This window comes from Pseudomonas sp. R38(2017), from assembly GCF_002112395.1.
Classification (GTDB): Bacteria; Pseudomonadota; Gammaproteobacteria; order Pseudomonadales; family Pseudomonadaceae; genus Aquipseudomonas.
Window position 1 is genome coordinate 335683 of record NZ_NEHN01000003.1, and the last position, 17385, is coordinate 353067.

The following is a 17385-nucleotide window of genomic DNA, read 5'->3' on the forward strand; positions in this document are numbered from 1 at the left end:
CCATATGAATTTGATAGGGAAGGAACACTACATGGCTCTTACTAAAGACCAACTGATCGCCGACATCGCTGAAGCTATCGACGCGCCGAAAACCACCGCGCGTAACGCTCTGGACCAACTGGGCCAAATCGTTGCTGATCAGCTGGAAAATGGCGGCGAAATCACCTTGCCAGGTATCGGCAAGCTGAAAGTGACCGAGCGTCCTGCCCGCACTGGCCGTAACCCATCGACTGGCGCTGCCATCGAAATCCCTGCCAAGAAAGTGATCAAGCTGGTTGTGGCCAAAGGCCTGACCGACGCTGTGAACAAGTAAGACGCAGCGATAAAAAAAACCGTGCGCCGGAGTGATCCGGACACGGTTTTTTTGTGCCTGCCGATTGTGTTTCAGCAGTAGTGGCGGCTGCTTGCGATCAAGCGCCGCCTCAGGTGAAACGTATTACTTGCGAACCCAGCGTTCACGCCGCCAGATCTGCTGCTCGGACTTGGTCTGGAAGGTCCAGGCGACGAAGCGGCTCTGCTTCTGCCCCTGGGACATTTCCACCACCTGGCTTTCCAGCGCGCCGGCCTTTTTCAGCGCGGTTTCGATGGCAGGCAGGTTCGAGGCTTTCGAGACCAAGGTGCTGAACCACAACACCTTGTGTGCAAGGTTCGCACTTTCGGCGATCAGTTGCGTCACGAAACGCGCCTCGCCACCTTCACACCACAGCTCGGCCGACTGGCCGCCGAAGTTCAGCACCGGCAGCTTGCGCTTCGGATCAGCCTTGCCCAAGGCGCGCCATTTACGCTCGCTGCCCTTGGTGGCTTCCTCCATCGACGCGTGGAACGGCGGGTTACACATGGTCAGATCAAAGCGCTCACCGGGCTCCAGCAGGCCGATCAGGATGTGCTTGCGGTTTTCCTGCTGGCGCAGCTGGATGACCTTGTTCAGGTTGTTGGACTGGACGATGGCCCTGGCGGCGGCCACGGCGGTCGGATCGATCTCCGAGCCGAGGAAGTGCCAGCGGTATTCGCTGTTACCGATCAGCGGATACACGCAGTTGGCGCCCATGCCGATATCCAGCACATTGACGATGGCGCCGCGCGGAACCACGCCATCGTTGTTGCTGGCCAGCAGGTCAGCCAGGAAGTGGATGTAGTCGGCGCGGCCCGGCACCGGCGGGCACAGATAATCGGCCGGGATGTCCCAATGCTGGATGCCGTAGAACGACTTGAGCAACGCCCGGTTGAACACACGCACCGCATCGGGACTGGCGAAGTCGATGCTTTCCTTGCCGTACGGGTTGGTGATCACGAACTTCGCCAGTTCCGGCGTGGTCTTGATCAGCGCCGGGAAGTCGTAACGACCCTGATGGCGATTGCGCGGGTGCAGGCTGGCTTCTTTACGCGGTTCCACGGGTTTGGCCGGGGTGGCGGAGTCAGGCTTCTTGCGCGCAGGTTTCGGTGTACGTGGGGCGTTCATGGGCGTGGTCGATTCGGGTAGGGCTGAAAGTGGCGGCTATTGTCCCACAGGGCGCTGCGTTGTTGGCCGGAAAAGTGCCGGGCACAAAAAAGGGAGGCCGTTGCGGGCCTCCCTTTTTCAGTGCGATTTGCCGTTACAGGCTGGCAATCCGCGCGTGCTGCTCGGCCAGCTTGGCCAGAGCCTGTTCGGCTTCGGCCAGTTTGGCGCGTTCCTTCTCGATGACTTCGGCCGGAGCCTTGTCAACGAAACCGGCGTTGGACAGCTTGCCGCCAACCCGCTGGACTTCGCCCTGCAGACGCAGGATTTCCTTGTCCAGACGCGCCAGCTCGGCGTTCTTGTCGATCAGGCCGGCCATCGGCACCAGCACTTCCATCTCGCCAACCAGCGCGGTGGCAGACAGCGGCGCTTCTTCGCCGGCCGCCAGCACGGTGATCGATTCCAGACGCGCCAGCTTCTTCAGCAGCGCTTCGTTTTCGGTCAGGCGGCGTTGATCTTCGGCGGTGACGTTTTTCAAATAGATCGGCAGCGGTTTGCCCGGGCCGATGTTCATTTCGCCACGGATGTTGCGTGTGCCGAGCATCAGGCCCTTGAGCCACTCGATGTCGTCTTCGGCCGCCGGATCGATGCGCTCTTCGTTGGCCACCGGCCAGGGTTGCAGCATGATCGTCTTGCCCTGAATGCCGGCCAGCGGCGCGATGCGCTGCCAGATTTCTTCAGTGATGAATGGCATGAACGGATGCGCCAGACGCAGCGCCACTTCCAGTACGCGAACCAGCGTGCGGCGGGTACCGCGCTGACGCTCGACCGGCGCGTTTTCGTCCCACAGCACAGGCTTGGACAGTTCCAGGTACCAGTCGCAGTACTGGTTCCAGATGAACTCGTACAGCGCTTGCGCCGCCAGGTCGAAACGGAACTGATCCAGTTGACGGGTCACTTCGGCTTCGGTGCGTTGCAACTGCGAGATGATCCAGCGGTCCGCCAGCGACAGCTCATAGGCTTCGCCGTTCTGGCCGCAGTCTTCGCCCTTGTCCAGAACATAGCGCGCAGCGTTCCAGATCTTGTTGCAGAAGTTGCGATAGCCTTCGACGCGGCCCATGTCGAACTTGATGTCACGACCGGTGGACGCCAGCGAGCAGAAGGTGAAGCGCAGGGCGTCGGTGCCGTAGCTGGCGATGCCGTCGGCGAACTCTTCGCGGGTCTGCTTCTCGATCTTCTTCGCCAGTTTCGGTTGCATCAGACCGGAAGTGCGTTTCTGCACCAGGGTTTCGAGCTCGATACCGTCGATGATGTCCAGCGGGTCCAGGACGTTGCCCTTGGACTTGGACATCTTCTGGCCCTGGCCATCACGCACCAGACCGTGTACGTAAACGGTCTTGAACGGAACCTGCGGCGTGCCGTCCTCGTTCTTGATCAGGTGCATCGTCAGCATGATCATCCGGGCGACCCAGAAGAAAATGATGTCGAAACCGGTGACCAGTACGTCGGTGGAGTGGAATTTCTTCAGGAACTCGGTCTTTTCCGGCCAGCCCAGGGTAGAGAAGGTCCACAGGCCCGAACTGAACCAGGTGTCGAGCACGTCATTGTCCTGTTGCAGCGCAACGTCCGGGCCGAGGTTGTGCTTGGCGCGCACTTCGGCTTCGTCGCGACCAACGTAGACCTTGCCCGACTCGTCGTACCAGGCCGGAATCCGGTGGCCCCACCACAGCTGACGGCTGATGCACCAGTCCTGGATGTCGCGCATCCACGAGAAGTACATGTTTTCGTACTGCTTCGGCACGAACTGGATGCGACCGTCTTCAACGGCGGCAATCGCAGGCACGGCCAGCGGTTTGGTGGACACGTACCACTGGTCGGTCAGCCACGGCTCGATGACGGTGCCGGAGCGGTCGCCTTTCGGCACTTTCAGGTTGTGGTCGTCGACGCTGACCAGCAGGCCGGCGGCGTCGAACGCGGCCACGATCTGCTTGCGCGCTTCGAAACGCTCGAGACCGGCGTACTCGGCCGGAATCTTGCCGTCGATGCTGTCGTTCAGCGTGCCGTCGAGGTTGAACACCTGAGCCGCAGGCAGCACGTTGGCGTTCTTGTCGAAGATGTTCAGCAGCGGCAGGTTGTGGCGCTTGCCGACTTCGTAGTCGTTGAAATCGTGGGCCGGGGTGATTTTCACGCAACCGGTGCCGAATTCAGGATCGCAGTAATCGTCGGCGATGATCGGGATGCGGCGGCCGACCAGCGGCAGCTCGACAAATTTGCCGATCAGGGCTTTGTAGCGCTCGTCGTTCGGGTTCACCGCAACGGCGGAGTCGCCGAGCATGGTTTCCGGACGGGTGGTCGCGACGATCAGGAAATCGTTGCCTTCAGCGGTTTTCGCGCCGTCGGCCAGCGGGTACTTCAGGTTCCACAGGAAACCTTTCTCGTCGTGGTTTTCCACTTCGAGGTCGGAAATCGCCGTGTGCAACTTGGTGTCCCAGTTGACCAGACGCTTGCCGCGATAGATCAGACCGTCTTCGTGCAGGCGCACGAACGCTTCCTTAACGGCTTCAGAGAGGCCGTCGTCCATGGTGAAGCGCTCGCGGCTCCAGTCCACGGACGAGCCGAGGCGGCGGATCTGACGGCTGATATTGCCGCCGGACTGATCCTTCCACTCCCAGACTTTCTCGAGGAATTTTTCCCGGCCCAGATCGTGGCGATTCTGGCCTTGGGCTTCGAGTTGACGTTCCACCAGCATCTGCGTGGCGATACCGGCATGGTCGGTGCCCGGCTGCCACAGGGTGTTGCGACCCTGCATGCGGCGGAAACGGATCAGGGCGTCCATGATCGCGTTGTTGAATCCGTGACCCATGTGCAGGCTGCCGGTGACGTTCGGCGGCGGGATCATGATGGTGTAGGAGTCGCCCGCGCCTTGCGGGGCGAAGTAGTTCTCGGACTCCCAGGTGTTGTACCAGGAAGTTTCAATGGCGTGCGGCTGGTAGGTCTTATCCATGCGCGGCGGGACCCTATTGGCATTTATTCAGGAAAAGCCGGGAAGTATAGCGGGGCATGGGGCGCAGGGCGAGCGGGGCGGGCCGGGTGGAGATCTAAAAGTGGGAGCGACCGTGCGACGGCTCCCACCGTCGATTATTCGTACTGGCTCAGAAGCCGTTCCATCCGCGCCTCGAGGCGACGTTTGATTTCATTTTCAATGTGCGGGGCGAAGTCGTCGATCACGTCTTGCATGATCAATTGCGCGGCGGCGCGCAGTTCGCTGTCCAGGTGCAATAGGGCGTCGGGGCCTTTATCCACAGGTGCGGCGGGCGCGGTGGCGGGTTTCGCGACGGGGGCTGGCGGCGGTTCGACGGCCGGTGGCTCAGTGGCGACCGAGTCGAACAGCATCGGAATCTGTTCCTGTTCGCCATCATCGACCGTGTCGGTCAAAAGCGGCGGTTGCAGGTTGTCATCGCCGAGCAACTGGCGGATCGACTCGAGGTCATCCAGCAGGTGTGCGGGTTTTTGCAGCGGTTTTGGAGTGTCCATCGGCGTACTCAGAGTCGCTGTAAACGGTGGTCTTGCAGAGGATAGCCCTGTTCCCGGTAGAAACGGAAACTCTCCCGCGCAGCCGCACGGATCACCGGATCTTCCACCACCACTTCTGCCAATCGGGCGAACTTGTTGGCGAAGGCCGGGACTTTCAGGTCGAGGTTGACGAGCAAATCCTGATGCTGGCCGCAGTCATTACCCAATCCGAGCACGATCAAACCTTCCGGTTCGCTCTCGGCCGGGCCATGAGGCACGAAGGTTTCGCCCTTGAATGCCCACAGTCGCGCATCGAGATCATCACGCTGGGCGGCGTCGCTGCAATGCAGGTAAATGCGGTGGCCCATGCGCCAGGCTTTTTCGGTGAGCTTGCAGGCAAAATCCAGGCGCGCCGAAGGATCGGCACTGGGCAGGATGTAGAAGTCGACTTTGGTCATTGCGGTTCCTGAGCTGCAAGCAGCGCCCCTCGAAAGAGGCGCCGCTCGCAGTCATCGGTTTCAGGCTTTGGCGCGATCCAGCAGGTACTGGGTCAGCAGGGGAACCGGACGGCCGGTGGCGCCCTTGTCCTTGCCGCCGCTGGTCCATGCGGTGCCCGCGATGTCCAGGTGCGCCCAGTTCAGGTTCTTGGTGAAGCGCGACAGGAAGCACGCAGCAGTAATGGTGCCGGCCTTCGGCCCGCCAATGTTGGCGATGTCGGCGAACGGGCTGTCCAGTTGCTCCTGGTACTCATCGAACAGCGGCAGTTGCCAGGCGCGGTCGTCGGCAGCCTTGCCGGCGCTCAGCAGTTGCTCGATCAGTTCGTCGTTGTTGCCCAGCAGGCCCGACGTGTGGGCGCCCAGAGCAACGACGCAGGCGCCGGTCAGGGTGGCGATGTCGATCACTGCTTGCGGCTTGAAGCGCTCGGAGTAGGTCAGGGCGTCGCACAGTACCAGACGGCCTTCGGCGTCGGTGTTGAGGATTTCCACGGTCTGGCCGCTCATGGTGGTCACGATGTCGCCCGGACGCGAAGCGGTGCCGCTCGGCATGTTTTCGGCGCAGGCCAGGATGCACACCAGGTTGATCGGCAGCTTCAGTTCCAGCACGGCACGCAGGGTACCGAACACGCTGGCGGCGCCGCCCATGTCGTACTTCATCTCGTCCATGCCGGCGCCCGGTTTCAGGCTGATGCCGCCGGTGTCGAAGGTGATGCCTTTACCGACCAGCGCGTACGGTTTTTCGGACTTCTTGCCACCGTTGTATTGCATGACGATCAGGCGCGGCGGCTGGGCGCTGCCCTGGCCGACGGCGTAGAACGAGCCCATGCCCAGGGATTTGATCTTCTTCTCGTCGAGGACTTCGACTTTCAGATCCTTGAACTCTTTGCCGAGGTTCTTGGCCTGTTCGCCGAGGAACGTCGGGTGGCAGATGTTCGGCGGCAGGTTGCCCAGGTTACGGGTGAACGCCATGCCGTTGGCGATCGCGTTGGCGTGGTTCACGGCGCGTTGCACTTCAGCCTGAGCGGCCTTGATGGTCAGCAGGGTGATTTTCTTCAGCGCGCGCGGTTCGGCTTTCTGGCTCTTGAACTGGTCGAAGGTGTATTCGCCATCGACCAGGGTTTCGGCCAGCAGGCGGGTCTTGCCGTAGCTGTCGCGGCCCTTGACGATGATTTCATCCAGCGCCAGCACGGCATCGCTGCCACCCAGCCCCTTCAGGGTGTTGAGGATGCCGGCAACGATCTTGCGGAACGGGCGGTCGCCCAGTTCTTCATCCTTGCCCACGCCGACCAGCAGCACGCGCTCGGCTTTCAGGTTTGGCAGGCTGTGCAGCAACAGGCTCTGACCGACCTTGCCGGCCAGATCGCCACGCTTGAGCACGGCGCTGATGGCGCCGCCGCTCAGTTCGTCGACCTGCCTGGCCGCGACGCCGAGTTTGCGGCCTTCGCCGACGGCAACCACCAGGGTGGCGGTTTTCAACGTTTCTGGGCTAACGCTTTTTACAACCAGTTCCATGTCCGGATCCCTGAATGAATGGTCAACACGCAGGCGTTCGACGGTGTTCGCCGTCGCCTGCTTATAGAGAGAAGAGGCGCAGGCCAGTGCCTGCGACAGAGGCGGCAGTTTGAACCTCGCTCACCGCGCCTGACAACCCTCGGTTGTTCGATCTTCAACGGATTGCACGCTTGCGTGAGTGTGCGCAGTGACAGGCGCCCTCAATCACAGGATAATGCCGCATCTTTTTTCGACGGCTCTGCCTTGCGGGCCTGTCGATACGTTTGCTTGTTTGGCCGCCTTAGCCTGACAACCCTGGAGTCTGGTTTGATCGTCTTCCGTTATCTGTCCCGCGAAGTCCTGTTGACCCTGAGTGCGGTAAGCGCCGTGCTGCTGGTCATCATCATGAGCGGTCGCTTCATCAAATACCTTGCCCAGGCCGCTGCGGGCCAGCTCGATCCGGGATCGCTGTTCCTGATCATGGGCTACCGTCTGCCGGGCTTCATGCAGTTGATCCTGCCGCTGGGCCTGTTCCTCGGGATCCTGCTGGCGTACGGCCGGTTGTATCTCGAAAGCGAAATGACCGTGCTGTCGGCCACTGGCATGAGCCAGCAGCGCCTGTTCCGCATGACGCTGTTCCCGGCCACGCTGGTTGCACTGGTGGTTGCCTGGCTGAGCCTGAGCCTCGCCCCGCAAGGCGCCAATCAGTTCCAGCTGCTGCTGAACAAGCAGGACGCCCTGACCGAATTCGACACCCTTGAGCCCGGCCGCTTCCAGGCATTGCGCGACGGCACCCGGGTGACCTACACCGAAAACCTGAGCGACGACCGGGTCAACCTGGGCAGCGTGTTCATCTCGCAGAAAAACCTCGGTGCCAATCAGGCGGATCGCGGGATTTCCGTGCTGGTGGCCGAAAAAGGACGGCAGGAAATCCGTCCTGACGGCAATCGCTATCTGATCCTGCACAATGGCTACCGCTACGACGGCAGCCCGGGTCTGGCCAACTACCGTGCCATTCATTACGAAACCTATGGCGTACTGTTGCCCAAGCCCGATGTCAGCGAGGAAGTCACCGACCGTGACGCCATGCCGACGTCGACCTTGATGGCCAGCGATGACATCCGCGCCAAGACCGAACTGCAATGGCGCCTGTCGCTGCCGCTGCTGGTATTTATCGTGACCCTGATGGCGGTGCCGCTGTCGCGGGTCAATCCGCGCCAAGGGCGCTTCCTCAAGCTGCTGCCGGCGATTCTTCTTTATATGGCTTACCTGACCATCCTGATTGCCGCTCGCGGCGCCCTCGAAAAAGGCAAGATCCCGGCGAGTCTGGGGCTGTGGTGGGTACACGGGATCTTCCTGGTCATCGGTATCGGCCTGCTGTACTGGGAACCGCTGCGCCTGAAAATGGCCAGCCGTCGCAGCGCTGCGCTGGAGGTGGCTCGTGGTTAAACTCGACCGCTACATCGGCAGCAGCGTGTTCATGGCGATCATCGCCGTGCTGGCGATCATCCTTGGTCTGGCTACGCTGTTCGCCTTCATCGACGAAATGGGCGATGTCAGCGATACCTACACGCTGGTCGACGTACTGAGCTTTGTCGCGCTGACCGCACCGCGCCGGCTCTATGACATGTTGCCGATGGCGGCGCTGATCGGTTGCCTGATCGGCCTCGGCAGCCTGGCGAGCAGCAGCGAGCTGACCGTGATGCGTGCGGCGGGTGTGTCCATCGGGCGCATCGTCTGGGCCGTCATGAAGCCAATGCTGGTGCTGATGCTGGCTGGCGTGCTGATTGGCGAATACGTTGCTCCGGCCACCGAGAGCATCGCTCAGGCCAACCGTTCGCTGGCGCAAGGCAGTGGCGACGCGCAGAGCGCCAAACACGGTATGTGGCACCGTCAGGGCGACGAGTTCATCCATATCAACGCCGTTCAGCCCGATGGTTTGTTGTATGGCGTGACCCGCTATCACTTCGACAAGGAGCGTCACCTGTTGAGCTCCAGCTTCGCCAAGCGCGCCGATTTCGATGGCAAACGCTGGCAGCTCACCGATATCACCACCACGTTGTTTCACGAACGCAGCACCGAAGTCGTCAACACGCCGACCGAAGACTGGGATGTTTCCATCAGTCCGGAGCTGTTGAATACCGTGGTCATGGCGCCGGAAGCGCTGTCGATCAGCGGCCTGTGGGGTTATATCCATTACTTGGCGGATCAGGGGCTGAGCAATGGCCGTTACTGGCTGGCGTTTTGGGTCAAGGTGTTGCAGCCGCTGGTGACCGCTGCGCTGGTGCTGATGGCGATTTCCTTCATTTTCGGCCCGCTGCGCTCGGTGACCCTCGGTCAGCGGGTGTTCACCGGTGTGCTGGTGGGGTTCACCTTCCGCATCGTCCAGGATCTGCTCGGTCCATCCAGTTTGGTGTTCGGTTTCTCGCCGCTGTTCGCGGTGCTGGTGCCGGCCGGCGTCTGTGCGCTGGCGGGTGTCTGGTTGCTGCGTCGAGCCGGTTGATGAACAAGGTTTCACCCTTGCTCCAGCCTTGAAAACGCCCCGGTCGCAAGATCGGGGCGTTTTTGCATGCAATCCGGGTGACAGGCGAACGTGACGCTTGCGCCGTGTATCAGGTACAATTCCCGGCTATTTTTCGGCGGGCCAAGCCTGCAGCCTTTTTGAGTGTTGATCCGTGAGTGATTTGAGTCATATCCGCAATTTCTCCATCATCGCCCACATTGACCATGGCAAGTCGACGCTGGCTGACCGTTTCATCCAGATGTGCGGTGGCCTGGCCGAGCGTGAAATGGAAGCCCAGGTACTGGATTCCATGGAGCTGGAGCGCGAACGCGGGATCACCATCAAGGCCCACAGCGTTACCCTCTATTACAAGGCCAAAGACGGCGTTACCTATCAGCTGAACTTCATTGACACCCCGGGCCACGTCGACTTCACCTACGAAGTCAGCCGTTCCCTGGCCGCGTGTGAAGGTGCCTTGCTGGTGGTTGACGCGGGGCAGGGCGTTGAAGCCCAGTCCGTGGCCAACTGCTACACCGCCATCGAGCAGGGCCTCGAGGTCATGCCGGTACTGAACAAGATCGACCTGCCGCAGGCCGAGCCTGACCGCGTCAAGGACGAGATCGAGAAGATCATCGGCATCGACGCCACCGACGCCGTTACCTGCAGCGCCAAGACGGGCCTGGGTGTCGACGAAGTACTCGAGCGTCTGGTCGCCACCATTCCTGCGCCGACCGGCAACATCGAAGATCCGCTGCAAGCGTTGATCATCGACTCCTGGTTCGACAACTACCTGGGCGTTGTCTCTCTGGTGCGCGTGCGTCATGGCCGCGTGAAGAAGGGCGACAAGATCCTGGTGAAGTCCACCGGCAAGGTGCACCTGGTCGACAGCGTCGGCGTGTTCAACCCGAAACACACCGCCACCGCTGACCTGAAGGCCGGCGAAGTGGGCTTCATCATCGCCAGCATCAAGGACATTCACGGTGCGCCGGTCGGTGACACCCTGACCCTGAGCTCGACGCCGGATGTTCCGGTACTGCCAGGCTTCAAACGCATCCAGCCACAGGTTTACGCCGGTCTGTTCCCGGTCAGCTCCGACGACTTCGAGGATTTCCGCGAAGCGCTGCAGAAACTGACCCTGAACGACTCGTCGCTGCAGTACACCCCGGAAAGCTCCGACGCCCTGGGCTTCGGTTTCCGTTGCGGCTTCCTCGGCATGCTGCACATGGAAATCATCCAGGAGCGCCTGGAGCGCGAATACGACCTGGACCTGATCACCACGGCGCCGACAGTAATCTTCGAACTGGTGCTGAAAACCGGTGAAACGATTTACGTCGACAACCCGTCGAAGCTGCCGGACGTCTCGTCGATCGAAGACATGCGCGAGCCGATCGTGCGGGCCAACATCCTGGTACCGCAAGAGCACTTGGGCAACGTCATCACTCTGTGCATCGAAAAACGCGGTGTTCAGGTCGACATGCTGTTCCTCGGCAACCAGGTCCAGGTGACCTACGACCTGCCGATGAACGAAGTGGTCCTCGACTTCTTCGACCGTCTGAAATCCACCAGCCGCGGCTATGCTTCGCTGGACTACCATTTCGATCGTTACCAATCGGCTAATCTGGTGAAACTGGACGTGCTGATCAACGGCGACAAGGTCGATGCCCTGGCGTTGATCGTGCACCGTGATAATTCGCACTTCAAAGGTCGCCAGTTGACCGAGAAGATGAAAGAACTGATTCCTCGTCAGATGTTCGACGTGGCCATCCAGGCTGCCATTGGCGGTCAGATCGTCGCCCGGACAACCGTCAAGGCACTCAGAAAGAACGTATTGGCCAAATGCTACGGCGGTGACGTCAGTCGTAAGAAGAAACTGCTCGAGAAGCAAAAGGCCGGTAAAAAACGCATGAAGCAGGTCGGCAACGTGGAAATTCCACAAGAAGCCTTCCTGGCTGTGCTCAGGTTGGAATAGTCAGGTCCTATGTCACTAAATTTCCCGCTGTTGCTGGTTATCGCCGTGTTCGTCTGCGGCCTGTTGGCGTTGCTCGATCTGTTGATCCTGGCACCGCGTCGGCGCGCCGCCATCGCTTCCTATCAGGGCAGCGTCAGCCAGCCCGATGTGCTGGTGGTGGAGAAGCTGAACAAGGAACCGCTGCTGGTCGAATACGGCAAGTCGTTCTTCCCGGTGCTGTTCATCGTGCTGGTGCTGCGTTCGTTCCTGGTGGAACCGTTCCAGATTCCGTCCGGTTCGATGAAACCGACCCTGGACGTCGGCGACTTCATTCTGGTGAACAAGTTTTCTTACGGGATCCGCCTGCCGGTGATCGACAAGAAAGTCATCGAAGTCGGTGATCCGCAACGCGGCGATGTGATGGTGTTCCGCTACCCGAGCGACCCGAACGTCAACTACATCAAGCGTGTAGTTGGCCTGCCGGGCGACACGGTGCGTTACACCGCCGACAAACGTCTGTTCGTCAATGGCGAGTCGATTGCCGAGCAACTGGTCGGCTCCGAGCCGGGCACCCTCGGCAGCGCGGAACTCTACAAGGAAAAACTCGGCGCCGCCGAGCACCTGATCCGCAAGGAAATGAGCCGCTACCGCGCCACGCCGGACCATACCTGGACCGTGCCGGCCGGGCACTACTTCATGATGGGTGACAACCGCGACAACTCGAACGACAGTCGCTACTGGGATGATCCGAACATTCCCAAGGATCTGCTGGGCATGGTTCCCGACCAGAACATCGTCGGCAAGGCCTTCGCGGTCTGGATGAGCTGGCCGGAACCGAAACTCAGCCACCTGCCGAATTTCTCGCGGGTCGGCCTGATCAAGTAAACAATCACGGCGCTGTTGACCACAGCGCCGAATGCATTTCTGGCGTCGGCACAACCGGCTCCGGGGCATGAAGCCACGATATTCAGGACGTCATTTTTGAACACAGCGTTAATTGTCCCAGGCCTGCGCCGTATCTCGGCGATGGCGGTGGAATCCAGCCACGAACTCAGCGTGGTCAAACCGTGAGCGTTTCTCTCAGCCGTCTCGAGCGTCAGCTCGGTTACACCTTCAAGGACCAGGAATTGATGGTCCTGGCCCTCACGCACCGCAGTTTTGCCGGACGCAACAACGAGCGTCTGGAGTTCCTCGGCGATGCGATCCTCAACTTTGTCGCCGGCGAGGCCCTCTTCGAGCGCTTCCCGCTGGCCCGCGAAGGCCAGTTGTCGCGCTTGCGTGCGCGTCTGGTGAAAGGCGAGACCCTGGCGGTATTGGCCCGTGGTTTCGATCTGGGCGAATACCTGCGCCTGGGTTCCGGTGAGCTGAAAAGCGGCGGTTTCCGTCGCGAGTCGATTCTGGCCGATGCTCTGGAGGCGCTGATCGGCGCGATCTACCTCGATGCCGGCATGGAAGTCGCCCGCGAGCGCGTCCTGGCCTGGCTGGCCGGCGAATTCGAAGGTCTGACGCTGGTCGACACCAACAAGGATCCGAAGACCCGCCTGCAGGAATTCCTGCAATCGCGCGGTTGCGAGCTGCCACGCTACGAAGTCGTGGATATCCAGGGCGAGCCGCACTGCCGTACCTTCTTCGTCGAGTGCGAAGTTGTCCTATTGAATGAAAAAAGCCGGGGTCAGGGTGTGAGCCGTCGCATTGCCGAACAGGTAGCGGCCGCCGCAGCACTGATTGCCCTGGGTGTGGAGAATGGCAATGACTGATACAAACGCAACTCGCTGTGGCTACGTTGCCATCGTCGGCCGTCCGAACGTGGGCAAGTCCACGCTGCTGAACCACATCCTCGGCCAGAAGCTCGCGATCACCTCGCGCAAGCCGCAGACCACTCGCCACAACATGCTTGGGATCAAGACCGAGGGTGACGTGCAGGCGATCTACGTCGACACCCCGGGCATGCACAAGGGTGGCGAAAAGGCCCTGAACCGTTACATGAACAAGACCGCTTCGGCGGCGTTGAAAGACGTCGACGTGGTGATCTTCGTGGTCGACCGCACCAAGTGGACCGAAGAAGATCAGATGGTGCTGGAGCGCGTGCAGTACGTAACCGGCCCGCTGATCGTCGCGCTGAACAAGACCGACCGCATCGAGGACAAGGCCGAGCTGATGCCGCATCTGTCCTGGTTGCAGGAACAGCTGCCGAATGCGCAGATCATTCCGATCTCCGCGCAACACGGGCACAACCTTGATGCCCTTGAAAAAGTAATCGCTGACCATCTGCCGGAAAACGATCACTTCTTCCCGGAAGACCAGATCACCGACCGCAGCAGCCGCTTCCTCGCAGCCGAACTGGTTCGCGAGAAGATCATGCGCCAGCTCGGCGCCGAGCTGCCGTACCAGATCACCGTGGAAATCGAAGAGTTCAAGCAGCAGGGCGCGACTCTGCACATCCATGCGTTGATTCTCGTCGAGCGTGACGGCCAGAAGAAAATCATCATTGGCGACAAGGGCGAGCGCATCAAGCGCATCGGCACCGAGGCGCGCAAGGACATGGAGCTGCTGTTCGACTCCAAGATCATGCTCAACCTGTGGGTGAAGGTGAAGGGCGGTTGGTCCGACGACGAACGTGCGCTGCGTTCGCTGGGTTACGGCGACCTGTAAAGCGTCTGGCATTACATCGATCCATTGTGGGAGCGAGCGTGCTCGCGAAGACGATGTAACATTCAGCATTGATGTTGATTGTTGCACCGCTTTCGCGAGCCAGCTCGCTCCCACATTGGTTTTGGGTGATGAGTAAAACCGCGTTTCCCTCAACGAGAAATCCATGTCTCAAACGCCTCCCGCCCAACCCGCCTACGTCCTGCACTCCCGCGCCTACCGCGAAACCAGCGCCTTGGTGGACTTCCTCACGCCGCAAGGTCGGCTGCGGGCGGTATTGCGCAGCGCGCGGGGCAAGGCCGGGACGCTGGCTCGTCCGTTCGTGCCACTGGAAGTGGAGTTTCGCGGCAAGGGTGAGTTGAAGAATGTCGGGCGAATGGAAAGTGCCGGCAACGCCACGTGGATGGTTGGCGAGGCGCTGTTCAGCGGCCTCTATCTCAACGAGTTGCTGATCCGCCTGCTGCCAGCCGAAGACCCGCACCCTGCGGTGTTCGATCATTACGCGGCTACCTTGCTGGCTTTGGCAGAAGGCCGGCCACTGGAGCCGTTGCTACGTTCCTTCGAATGGCGTCTGCTTGACGACCTCGGTTACGGCTTCTCCCTGAACACCGACATCAATGACGAACCCATTGCTCCGGACGGTCTCTATCGCTTGCAGGTGGATGCCGGGCTTGAGCGGGTCTATCTGCTGCAACCCGGTCTGTTCAACGGCACCGAGCTGCTGGCCATGGCCGAAGCCGACTGGTCGGCCCCCGGCGCGTTGTCCGCCGCCAAACGTCTGATGCGGCAAGCATTGGCCGTGCATCTGGGCGGTCGTCCCCTCGTGAGTCGCGAGCTGTTTCGCAAGCCCTGATCTCACCGTATGCTGTGCGCCGAATCTTTCCATTCAGGAGCGCATCCGTGACCACCAGCAATCGCATTCTTCTTGGCGTGAACATCGACCACGTCGCCACCCTGCGTCAGGCCCGTGGTACGCGCTACCCGGATCCGGTCAAGGCTGCGCTGGACGCGGAAGAGGCGGGCGCCGACGGTATTACCGTGCACCTGCGCGAGGACCGTCGCCACATTCAGGAGCGCGACGTACTGTTGCTCAAGGATGTGCTGCAAACCCGCATGAACTTCGAAATGGGCGTCACCGAAGAAATGATGGCGTTCGCCGAGCGCATCCGTCCGGCCCACATTTGTCTGGTGCCGGAGACGCGTCAGGAGCTGACTACCGAAGGTGGTCTGGACGTGGCGGGGCAGGAAGAGCGGATCAGAGCAGCAGTCGAGCGTCTGTCGAAGATCGGCAGCGAAGTGTCGCTGTTCATCGACGCTGACGAGCGGCAGATTGCAGCCTCGAAACGAGTCGGCGCACCGGCCATCGAATTGCACACCGGGCGTTATGCCGATGCGGAAACACCGACCGAAGTGGCTGAAGAGCTAAAGCGCGTAGCGGACGGCGTGGCATTTGGTCTGGCCCAAGGCCTGATCGTCAATGCCGGTCACGGTCTGCACTACCACAACGTTGAAGCCGTGGCCGCGATCAAGGGCATCAACGAACTGAATATCGGTCACGCGCTGGTGGCGCATGCCTTGTTCGTCGGCTTCAAGTCGGCAGTGTCGGAGATGAAGGCGCTGATCCTGGCGGCTGCAAAAGCCTAAGCGTCAACGCAGATCCTGTGGGAGTTCGCTCCCACAGTGCTTATCAGAGCGGCGGGTTTTCCTGCGCCGGCTTGGATTTGTCGATCCCCGGCACATGCAGATTGCCTTCGGCGACCTGATCGCCTTCAAGCTGCGGCTGGGTCACCCAGGTCAGGATGTCGTAGTAGCGACGGATGTTCGCCACGAAATGCACCGGTTCGCCGCCACGGGCGTAGCCATAGCGAGTCTTGCTGTACCACTGCTTCTGCGACAGGCGCGGCAGCATCTTCTTTACATCCAGCCATTTGTCCGGGTTCAGGCCTTCCCGGGACGCCAGTTTGCGCGCGTCATCCAGATGGCCGCTGCCAACGTTATAGGCGGCCAGTGCAAACCACGTACGGTCCGGCTCCTGGATCGAATCGTCGAGCTGATCCTTCATATAAGCCAGGTACTTGGCGCCGCCCATGATGCTCTGCTTCGGATCGAGGCGATTGGACACGCCCATGGCCTGGGCGGTGTTCTGGGTCAGCATCATCAGACCGCGCACGCCGGTCTTCGAGGTGACGGCCGGTTGCCACAGCGACTCCTGATAGCCGATGGCTGCAAGCAGGCGCCAGTCGACTTTCTCTTTCTTGGCGTAAGTCTTGAAGTGCTGTTCGTATTTGGGTAGCCGCTGCTGCAAATGCTGGGCAAAGGTCGTGGCGCCCATGTACCCGAGGACGTCGACGTGGCCGTAGTAGCGGTCCTTCAGGCGTTGCAGGGTGCCGTTCTTCTGTACCTTGTCCAGATAGCTGTTGATCTCGTTGAGCAGGCTGTTGTCTTCGCCGGCGGCCACCGCCCAGCTCTGGCTGCGCGCATCGCCGAGGTCGAAGGCGACGCGGATGTTGGTGAAGTACACCTGGTTCATCGCCACTTCGTTGGAGTCGACCAGCGTCAGGTCGATCTGGCCTTCATCGACCATGCGCAACAGGTCGACCACCTCGACGGCGTCGGACTCTTCGTACTCGATCCCGGGATATTTCTGTTTCAGCTCGGCGAGCTGGTCGGCGTGGGTGCTGCCCTTGAGCACCATGATCTTCTTGCCGACCAGCTCACTGGCGTCGGTCGGCCGGGACTGGCCGTTGCGATAGATGATCTGCGGGGTGACTTCGAGGTAGGAATGGGAGAACCGCACCTGCTTCTTGCGCTGTTCGCTGCTGACCAGGCCGGCGGCGGCCAGTACCGGGCCGTTGGGTTTGCCGATCTGATCGAACAGATCGTCGAGGTTGTCGGCGGTCTCGATCTTCAGTTCCACCCCCAAATCGTCGGCAAAGCGCTTCACCAGCTCGTATTCGAAGCCGGTCTCGCCGCTGCGATCCTGAAAGTAGGTGGCGGGGCTGTTACGGGTGATCACCCGCAGCACACCATCCTCCTTTACGCGCTCGAGTGTGTTGGGTTTATCAACACAGCCACTGAGCATCAGGAAGAGTCCGGTAGCGATCAGCCATTTGGCGTACCGCGGACGCAAAGCCGTTGGGGAAAACATGTGCGCAGTATACGCAAAGCGCAACGGGCGCCATATCTCGACAGTGGAGGGGTAGTCTGCTAGCGATTGGAAAAGCGCTCGCAACCCCGCAGGAATGGGGCCGGACAGCATTTTGTGACAGAAAAAATAAGCGGCTGTCCCGCAGGCTCTAAATCTGACTTCAGAGGCAGAAACACAGATTGAGGTCCGAGTGCAACCGTG

15 protein-coding genes are annotated in these 17385 nt (G+C 60.7%); 9 read left to right on the forward strand and 6 right to left on the reverse strand.

The window, feature by feature from the left end; translation table 11 throughout:
• The first annotated feature begins 31 nt into the window (after nt 1–31).
• Nucleotides 32–313 carry an HU family DNA-binding protein gene (locus tag CAF87_RS08335; protein WP_003221909.1) on the forward strand — a complete coding sequence of 94 codons (282 nt, stop codon included), beginning with the start codon at nt 32–34 and terminating at the stop codon, nt 311–313.
• A gap of 123 nt (nt 314–436) precedes the next feature.
• On the opposite strand, the gene rlmF is transcribed toward CAF87_RS08335, so the two are convergent.
• The 5 genes from rlmF to CAF87_RS08360 form a co-directional block, all read right to left on the reverse strand.
• Nucleotides 437–1459, reverse strand: coding sequence for a 23S rRNA (adenine(1618)-N(6))-methyltransferase RlmF (rlmF, locus tag CAF87_RS08340; protein ID WP_085729722.1), 1023 nt, complete (start codon nt 1457–1459; stop codon nt 437–439).
• A 133-nt stretch (nt 1460–1592) separates the two neighbouring features.
• Complete coding sequence (locus CAF87_RS08345) at nt 1593–4439, reverse strand: valine--tRNA ligase (protein WP_085729723.1); 2847 nt, start codon at nt 4437–4439, stop codon at nt 1593–1595.
• Nucleotides 4440–4573: 134 nt separating this feature from the next.
• Nucleotides 4574–4969 (reverse strand): DNA polymerase III subunit chi, encoded by a 396-nt coding sequence (locus tag CAF87_RS08350; RefSeq protein ID WP_085729724.1) that lies wholly within the window; start codon nt 4967–4969, stop codon nt 4574–4576.
• An 8-nt stretch (nt 4970–4977) separates the two neighbouring features.
• Complete coding sequence (locus CAF87_RS08355; protein WP_085729725.1) at nt 4978–5406, reverse strand: DNA polymerase III subunit chi; 429 nt, start codon at nt 5404–5406, stop codon at nt 4978–4980.
• Between the two features lie 60 nt (nt 5407–5466).
• Complete coding sequence (locus CAF87_RS08360; protein ID WP_085729726.1) at nt 5467–6957, reverse strand: leucyl aminopeptidase; 1491 nt, start codon at nt 6955–6957, stop codon at nt 5467–5469.
• A gap of 306 nt (nt 6958–7263) precedes the next feature.
• On the opposite strand from CAF87_RS08360, the gene lptF reads away from it, so the two are divergent.
• From lptF to pdxJ, 8 genes are all read left to right on the forward strand, one after another.
• Complete coding sequence (gene lptF, locus CAF87_RS08365) at nt 7264–8385, forward strand: LPS export ABC transporter permease LptF (RefSeq protein ID WP_085729727.1); 1122 nt, start codon at nt 7264–7266, stop codon at nt 8383–8385.
• The gene (gene lptG / locus CAF87_RS08370; RefSeq protein WP_085729728.1) at nt 8378–9439 is read left to right on the forward strand and encodes an LPS export ABC transporter permease LptG; all 1062 of its coding nucleotides are present in this window, start codon (nt 8378–8380) and stop codon (nt 9437–9439) included. The genes lptF and lptG overlap by 8 nt, the downstream gene beginning before the upstream one ends.
• A gap of 172 nt (nt 9440–9611) precedes the next feature.
• A complete protein-coding gene (gene lepA, locus CAF87_RS08375) occupies nt 9612–11408 on the forward strand; it encodes a translation elongation factor 4 (RefSeq protein ID WP_085729729.1) in 1797 nt (598 codons plus the stop codon).
• Between the two features lie 9 nt (nt 11409–11417).
• A complete protein-coding gene (gene lepB / locus CAF87_RS08380; RefSeq protein WP_065261873.1) occupies nt 11418–12272 on the forward strand; it encodes a signal peptidase I in 855 nt (284 codons plus the stop codon).
• A gap of 182 nt (nt 12273–12454) precedes the next feature.
• Nucleotides 12455–13144, forward strand: coding sequence for a ribonuclease III (rnc, locus tag CAF87_RS08385; RefSeq protein WP_085711665.1), 690 nt, complete (start codon nt 12455–12457; stop codon nt 13142–13144).
• On the forward strand, nt 13137–14039 hold the full coding sequence (gene era / locus CAF87_RS08390; RefSeq protein ID WP_039769512.1) for a GTPase Era: 903 nt from the start codon (nt 13137–13139) through the stop codon (nt 14037–14039). The genes rnc and era overlap by 8 nt, the downstream gene beginning before the upstream one ends.
• Nucleotides 14040–14202: 163 nt before the next feature.
• Complete coding sequence (recO, locus tag CAF87_RS08395; RefSeq protein ID WP_085729730.1) at nt 14203–14889, forward strand: DNA repair protein RecO; 687 nt, start codon at nt 14203–14205, stop codon at nt 14887–14889.
• A 47-nt stretch (nt 14890–14936) separates the two neighbouring features.
• Entirely contained in the window at nt 14937–15680 is a 744-nt protein-coding gene (gene pdxJ / locus CAF87_RS08400) for a pyridoxine 5'-phosphate synthase (protein ID WP_007957371.1), read from the forward strand.
• Between the two features lie 43 nt (nt 15681–15723).
• Here pdxJ and mltF read toward each other — a convergent pair whose 3' ends face one another.
• Nucleotides 15724–17184, reverse strand: coding sequence for a membrane-bound lytic murein transglycosylase MltF (mltF, locus tag CAF87_RS08405; protein WP_085711664.1), 1461 nt, complete (start codon nt 17182–17184; stop codon nt 15724–15726).
• Between the last annotated feature and the right edge of the window lie 201 nt (nt 17185–17385).

Excerpts from the sequence above, each read along its gene's own strand:
- CAF87_RS08335 (WP_003221909.1), top strand. The coding sequence starts at position 32 with ATGGCTCTTACTAAAGACCAACTGATCGCCGACATCGCTGAAGCTATC.
- rlmF (WP_085729722.1), bottom strand. The coding sequence starts at position 1,459 with ATGAACGCCCCACGTACACCGAAACCTGCGCGCAAGAAGCCTGACTCC.
- CAF87_RS08345 (WP_085729723.1), bottom strand. The coding sequence starts at position 4,439 with ATGGATAAGACCTACCAGCCGCACGCCATTGAAACTTCCTGGTACAAC.
- CAF87_RS08350 (WP_085729724.1), bottom strand. The coding sequence starts at position 4,969 with ATGGACACTCCAAAACCGCTGCAAAAACCCGCACACCTGCTGGATGAC.
- CAF87_RS08355 (WP_085729725.1), bottom strand. The coding sequence starts at position 5,406 with ATGACCAAAGTCGACTTCTACATCCTGCCCAGTGCCGATCCTTCGGCG.
- CAF87_RS08360 (WP_085729726.1), bottom strand. The coding sequence starts at position 6,957 with ATGGAACTGGTTGTAAAAAGCGTTAGCCCAGAAACGTTGAAAACCGCC.
- lepB (WP_065261873.1), top strand. The coding sequence starts at position 11,418 with ATGTCACTAAATTTCCCGCTGTTGCTGGTTATCGCCGTGTTCGTCTGC.
- era (WP_039769512.1), top strand. The coding sequence starts at position 13,137 with ATGACTGATACAAACGCAACTCGCTGTGGCTACGTTGCCATCGTCGGC.
- recO (WP_085729730.1), top strand. The coding sequence starts at position 14,203 with ATGTCTCAAACGCCTCCCGCCCAACCCGCCTACGTCCTGCACTCCCGC.
- mltF (WP_085711664.1), bottom strand. The coding sequence starts at position 17,184 with ATGTTTTCCCCAACGGCTTTGCGTCCGCGGTACGCCAAATGGCTGATC.